The organism is Marinospirillum sp. (assembly GCF_014859565.1).
In genome coordinates this window covers 1-5,650 of the sequence record NZ_JACUUA010000202.1, presented here as the reverse complement: position 1 = coordinate 5,650, position 5,650 = coordinate 1, and the positions used below count along the sequence as shown (strand labels likewise).

Below are 5,650 nucleotides of genomic sequence, written 5' to 3'. Positions count from 1 at the left end.
AAACAATTCAAGGGTTAGAATAGACCCATGATTCCATTCTTGTTGGAGATAACCTGATGCGTTTTCTGATCTGGGGTGCCGGTGGTATAGGTTGTTATTATGGTGCTCGATTGCAGCAGGCAGGGCATGCAGTGGTGTATGTGGCGCGAGGTGAACATCTGTTGGCTTTACAGCAGCAGGGTTTACAGGTGGAGCATGAAAATTTCCACTTTGCTGCTGCCGTGACTGCACTGGATGCTAGCCAGTTGATGCAGCAGTATTGCATCAGTGATTTTGATCTGCTGCTGGTGTGTTTTAAATCCCAGGCGACACAACCCTGGCTGGAAGAATGCAACAGCTGGTTGGCAGCCGGTCAGACTCCGGTGTTATCCCTGCAGAACGGTGTGGATAATGAACCGGAGCTGGAAGCAGTGATAGGACGTGCCAGAACCCTCGGCGGTATTGCTTTGCGTATTGGCGGGCATATCGAAGCGCCCGGTGTGATTACTGCCAGCGGGCCAGCACAGATCATTTTTGGAGCTTGGCCGAATAGGGATCAGGGTGAAATGAACCCTGAAACCCTGCAACAAATTGATGTCGCTTTTATTGAAGCTGGCATTCCATCCCGCATCAGTGAAAACATTGCTGTTGAGTTGTGGCGTAAACTGATGCTGAACAATGCCGTGAATCCACTTTCAGCGCTGACTCATCTGGATACCCAGACACTGAGTAACCATGAACTTTATGGGCCGGTGGTGCAGCAGTTGATGCAGGAAGTGGCAGCCATTGCCGCTGCAGAAGGGTTGCCCATTGGTGAGCAGGATGTGGCGGAAATGTATGGATTGATCTGTACGTTTGATGGCATCAAAACCTCCATGCTGGTCGATCTGGAAAAGGGTCGACCGCTGGAGCTGGAAGGGATCAGTGGCACCCTGTTAAAACGCGGAAAAAAACTGCAGGTGCCAACCCCCATGACCGGGCTGGTGTACGGCCTGTTAAACCAGCAACACGAGACTCACTGAATGCAGGGTTTATGGCTGGCTATTGCAGCCTATGTGATCTGGGGTTGTTTCCCGCTGTTTTTCAGCCTGCTCAATTCGGTGGCGGCCAGCGAAGTGCTGGTGCATCGGGTAATCTGGTCGTTGCTGGCAACCCTGCTGGTGACACTGGTATTAAGGCGAGGTGCCAGTCTGCTGGTGTTGTTCCGACAACCGGCTGCACTGGGTTGGCTGGCTTTGTCATCCTTGTTGATTGCCTCCAACTGGTTGATTTTTATCTGGTCTGTTGGTCAAAAACGGGTGATGGAAGCCAGTCTGGGCTATTTTTTAACCCCACTAGTCAGCCTGGTGCTGGCACGGATTCTGATGAAAGAACGCCTGCACTTCTGGCAGGCTGCTGCGGGTTGGCTGGCGGCACTGGCAGTTGGCTGGGAGTTGTACAGTCTGGGCAGTTTGCCGTGGATTCCTTTGTCGCTGGCGCTGACTTTCGGCTTTTATGGTCTGGTACGCAAACAACATCCGGTGGATGGTATTAATGGTTTAACGGCTGAAACCCTGTGGATGTTGCCACTGGCAATCGGCTGGCTTGTCTGGATACAGCTGCATGGACAGATGGACATGGCGTTTGGCAGCTCGCTGGAGTTAAGTGCTTTACTGGTGGCTTCGGGCATCGTTACAGCCGCACCACTGTTGCTGTTTGCCGCTGCCGCCCGACGACTGGATTTATCGGTGGTCGGTTTTATCATGTACATCAATCCAACCATGCAGTTTATTTCGGCGGTGGTGATCCTGAATGAAGATTATCCGCCACAGCGCCTGATTACCTTTGCCCTGATCTGGGCAGCCATGCTGCTGTTTATGTGGGGACTGTGGCAATCACGTCGCAAAATAAAAGCAGTCTCCAACCCTTGATAGGGTTGAAACATCCGGTCGGTGGCTGCATTTCTGTTAAAATCTGCCGACTTATGGGAGAAATACCTGAATATGAAAGCACTTTCGATACAAAACCTTCAAAAAACCTATGACAACGGCCATGTGGCTCTAAAAGGCATCAGCCTGGATGTGAAGGAGGGTGACTTTTTTGCCCTGCTGGGTCCGAACGGTGCTGGCAAGTCCACCACGCTGGGCATTGTCTGTTCACTGGTGCGTAAATCTGCCGGTAAGGTCAGCATCTTTGGGGTGGATATTGATGAGGACTTTGCCAGAGCCAAACAGATGATTGGTGTGGTGCCGCAGGAATTCAACTTCAGTGTGTTTGAGAAGGTTGAAGATATCGTGCTCACCTCAGCCGGTTATCAGGGATTGACTGAAAAGCAGGCACGACCCAGGACAGAACAATTGCTGCGTGACCTGGGTTTGTGGGATAAGCGGCACCAGCAGGCGCGGATGCTTTCTGGTGGTATGAAACGTCGCCTGATGATCGCCCGTGCACTGGTGCATAACCCCAGACTGCTGATTCTGGATGAGCCAACGGCGGGTGTGGATATTGAACTGCGTCGGTCGATGTGGAGTTTTATGCAGGAGATCAACCGGCAGGGCACCACCATCATTCTGACCACGCATTATCTGGAAGAAGCTGAAAACCTCTGCCGTAACATTGCCATTATTGATCAGGGTGAAATTGTCAAAAACACCAGTATGAAGTCACTGCTGGGTGAGCTGAACAGTGAAACCTTTGTGCTAGATATGGTGCGACCTCTGGAAGAAACTCCTAGCTTGCCGAACTTTGTCACCCGTTTAAGAGATGCCACCACGCTGGAAGTGGAAGTCAAAAAAGGACAGAACATCAGCCAGGTCTTTGCTGCTTTGCTGCAGCAGGACATTGAAGTGCTGAGCCTGCGCAACAAGGCTAACCGGCTGGAGGAGTTGTTTGTCTCTCTGGTGGAAAAAACCGCCGCCAGTGATTTTAAAGCCGATAAAAAACCTGAAGAAGTGAGTGTCTGATGAGTCCTGTTCGTATTTACTGGGTTGCTTTTAATACCATTCTGATCAAGGAAGTACGGCGTTTCACCCGCATCTGGGCACAGACCCTGTTGCCACCCGCCATCACTATGGCGCTGTATTTTGTAATTTTCGGCAACCTGATTGGCAGCCGTATCGGTGACATGGGTGGCTTTAACTACATGCAGTTCATCATGCCGGGTTTGATCATGATGTCCGTAATCACCAACAGTTATGCCAATGTCACGTCATCTTTCTTCAGCAGCAAGTTTCAGAAATCGGTGGAAGAAATACTGGTGGCACCGGTGCCGGGCTGGGTGATTTTATCCGGTTATGTGCTGGGGGGTGTCACTCGTGGGCTGCTGGTCGGCCTGATTGTGACAATACTGGCGCTGTTTTTTACCGAGCTGACGGTTCACAACCTGTTTGTGACCATCACGGTTGTTTTTCTGACGGCAGTGCTGTTTGCCATCGGTGGGTTTATCAATGCGCTGTTTGCTCGCAAGTTTGATGATATTGCCATCATCCCGACTTTTGTGCTGACACCACTGACTTATCTGGGCGGGGTGTTTTATTCCATTCAGCTGTTGCCGGAATTCTGGCAGGGTGTGTCGCTGTTTAATCCGGTGCTGTATATGGTGAATACCTTCCGTTACGGCATTCTGGGTGTTTCAGATATTAACCACTGGGCAGCGCTGGGCACCATTTGCCTGTTTATTGTGGTGTTTTTTGCACTAGCCTTGTGGCTGCTGGAGCGGGGACGGGGCATACGTCAGTAATACCCCGTTTGTGGTTATTTCTTGTCATCGTCCTTGAGGAGTTCTTCCTCAAGGTCGCTGAAATCAAAGTCATCCAGATTATCCAGTGTGGCCTGCAGGGTGTCTTCCGGCAGCTCCGGCTCTTCACCGGGTAACGGGATGTCATCTTCCTGATCCGCGTTGTCGCTGGTTTCCAGCTCTTCAAAATCATCCAGATTAAACTCTTCCAGTCCGTCGGTTTCACCCAGCGCCTGATCCAGTTCTTCCTGAGAAAGAATTTCGCTTTCTTCATAAGGTTCAATCACCGGTGCCTCGGGTCTTTCAGTCGCAGTGGCAGCCGTTGCAGTCGCTGCTGCTGCCGCTACCGGTGCTTCCGCAGACGGTGCAGTCTTACTTGCTGGCTGGTTCATTTCAATATCCAGACACTCAGCCAGTGCATGTAACAGCTGCTGCTGGTTGCGGCATTCATCTCTGGCAGCCGGAGCTTCGGAGGTGATGTCCAGAGAGCTCTGATAAAGACGGTTTAATAACAATTCAGCCTGGGGTCGATCAAATCCATCATCAGAAGCCGATAGCTTTGGTGCTTGATGGTGTGTGCCGGATGACTTCAGTGCATCCATTTCCTTGATGAGGCGGCGTTTTTGCAGCTTCTGAAAAAAGATGATCCCGAACAGCAGGACACCTAACTGAGCCAGCAATACAACTGCCAGGGGTGATAACACCATGGTAAGCTTTCCTCAAGGGTGTTGGTCTTGGTGAATAATCTGTAAAGATTAAGCTGCTGCAGCGCTGGTAGCAACCGAACCGGCATTAAAAATTGCAACACCGGAGTTAATTCATGCAAGCAATCGAATTATTGTTGAATCGAAATTCCCATCCCCGGCTGACTGAACCCTATCCACAGGGACAGCCACTGGAGCGTATGTACCGTGCAGCACTCAGAGCACCGGATCATGCTGGACTCAAACCCTGGCGTTTTATCGAGTTTTCCGGCACCGGCCTTGCCGCTCTGGGTGAGATATATGCCGAAGCCCGGCAGCAACGTGATGCGAGCACGGATGTGGAAGAGCTGAACAAGCTGCGTATGATGGCACAACGGGCACCAATGATCATTGCTGTGGTGGCAAAAATTCAGCAGCACCCCAAGGTGCCCGCCTCTGAGCAGTTGTTATCAGCAGGCTGTGCTGCCCATGCACTGCTGCTGGCTGCCGAGGCTGAAGGTTTTGCTGGCATCTGGCGTTCCGGCTGGGTCTGTTTTGATCAGCATGTGCGTGCGGCACTAAAACTGGCGGAAAGTGATGAGCTGGTGGGTTTTATTTATCTGGGTACACCTGCCGGGCGACGTAAACCCCTACCGGATCTTGCACTGGATGACTTTGTGGAGCGCTGGGTGTAATGCAACCGATTGCTGATGAGTTCTTGCCCTGGCTGCAACAGGCGATACCCCTGACGGAACATATGGGTATCAGGAAGCTGGAGTGGCGTGATGAGGTGCTGGTGTTCAAGCTGGAGCTTGCTCCTTTGGTGAATGACAAAGGTACAGGTTTTGGTGGTGGTGTGGCCGGACTGGCAACCCTGCTGGGCTGGTGTTACGTCACCCTGCTGCTGGATGAACATGCAAAGCGCTGCCCGGTGGTGGTCAAGGAATCCTCCAATGCGTTTCTGGCACCGATTACCGGGGATTTTGAAATGCATTGCCGCTGCCAGCAATCCGGTGGCTGGCAGCAGTTTCTGCAGGATTTTGCCAGAAAAGGTCGTGCCCGATTACAGTTGGATATTCAGGCTGTGCAGCAACAAACTGCCTTTACCTACACCGGCACCTATGTTGCGCTGGGTCATACCGGTTAATTCCCGGTTTGGGGTTGCCTTTTGTGAAAGGTATCAGTATTATACGCGCCACTTGTTAAGGGACAGAGCAATCTGAAAACAAGTAACGGAGAGGTGGCCGAGTGGTCGAAGGCGCACGCCTGGAAA

The 5,650-nt window shown here is 51.7% G+C and carries 7 protein-coding genes; 6 read left to right on the top strand and 1 reads right to left on the bottom strand.

Translation table 11 applies throughout. From position 1 onward, the window contains the following. Positions 1–56 precede the first annotated feature (56 nt). The 4 genes from IBX50_RS16415 to IBX50_RS16400 all read left to right on the top strand — a co-directional run bounded on the left by IBX50_RS16415 (position 57) and on the right by IBX50_RS16400 (position 3,697). Positions 57–1,001, top strand: a complete 945-nt coding sequence (locus IBX50_RS16415) for a 2-dehydropantoate 2-reductase (protein ID WP_292257376.1) — start codon at positions 57–59, stop codon at positions 999–1,001. Continuing rightward, entirely contained in the window at positions 1,002–1,889 is an 888-nt protein-coding gene (gene rarD, locus IBX50_RS16410; RefSeq protein ID WP_292257375.1) for an EamA family transporter RarD, read from the top strand. A gap of 66 nt (positions 1,890–1,955) precedes the next feature. Next, positions 1,956–2,921, top strand: a complete 966-nt coding sequence (locus IBX50_RS16405) for an ABC transporter ATP-binding protein (RefSeq protein WP_292257377.1) — start codon at positions 1,956–1,958, stop codon at positions 2,919–2,921. Then, the gene (locus IBX50_RS16400) at positions 2,921–3,697 is read left to right on the top strand and encodes an ABC transporter permease (protein WP_292257374.1); all 777 of its coding nucleotides are present in this window, start codon (positions 2,921–2,923) and stop codon (positions 3,695–3,697) included. The genes IBX50_RS16405 and IBX50_RS16400 overlap by 1 nt, the downstream gene beginning before the upstream one ends. 14 nt (positions 3,698–3,711) lie before the next feature. Here IBX50_RS16400 and IBX50_RS16395 read toward each other — a convergent pair whose 3' ends face one another. Then, entirely contained in the window at positions 3,712–4,401 is a 690-nt protein-coding gene (locus IBX50_RS16395) for a hypothetical protein (RefSeq protein WP_292257373.1), read from the bottom strand. Positions 4,402–4,514: 113 nt separating this feature from the next. On the opposite strand from IBX50_RS16395, the gene IBX50_RS16390 reads away from it, so the two are divergent. Beyond that, positions 4,515–5,072, top strand: coding sequence for a nitroreductase family protein (locus tag IBX50_RS16390; protein ID WP_292257372.1), 558 nt, complete (start codon positions 4,515–4,517; stop codon positions 5,070–5,072). Beyond that, a complete protein-coding gene (locus IBX50_RS16385; protein ID WP_292257371.1) occupies positions 5,072–5,524 on the top strand; it encodes a YiiD C-terminal domain-containing protein in 453 nt (150 codons plus the stop codon). The genes IBX50_RS16390 and IBX50_RS16385 overlap by 1 nt, the downstream gene beginning before the upstream one ends. The last annotated feature ends 126 nt before the right edge of the window (positions 5,525–5,650 follow it).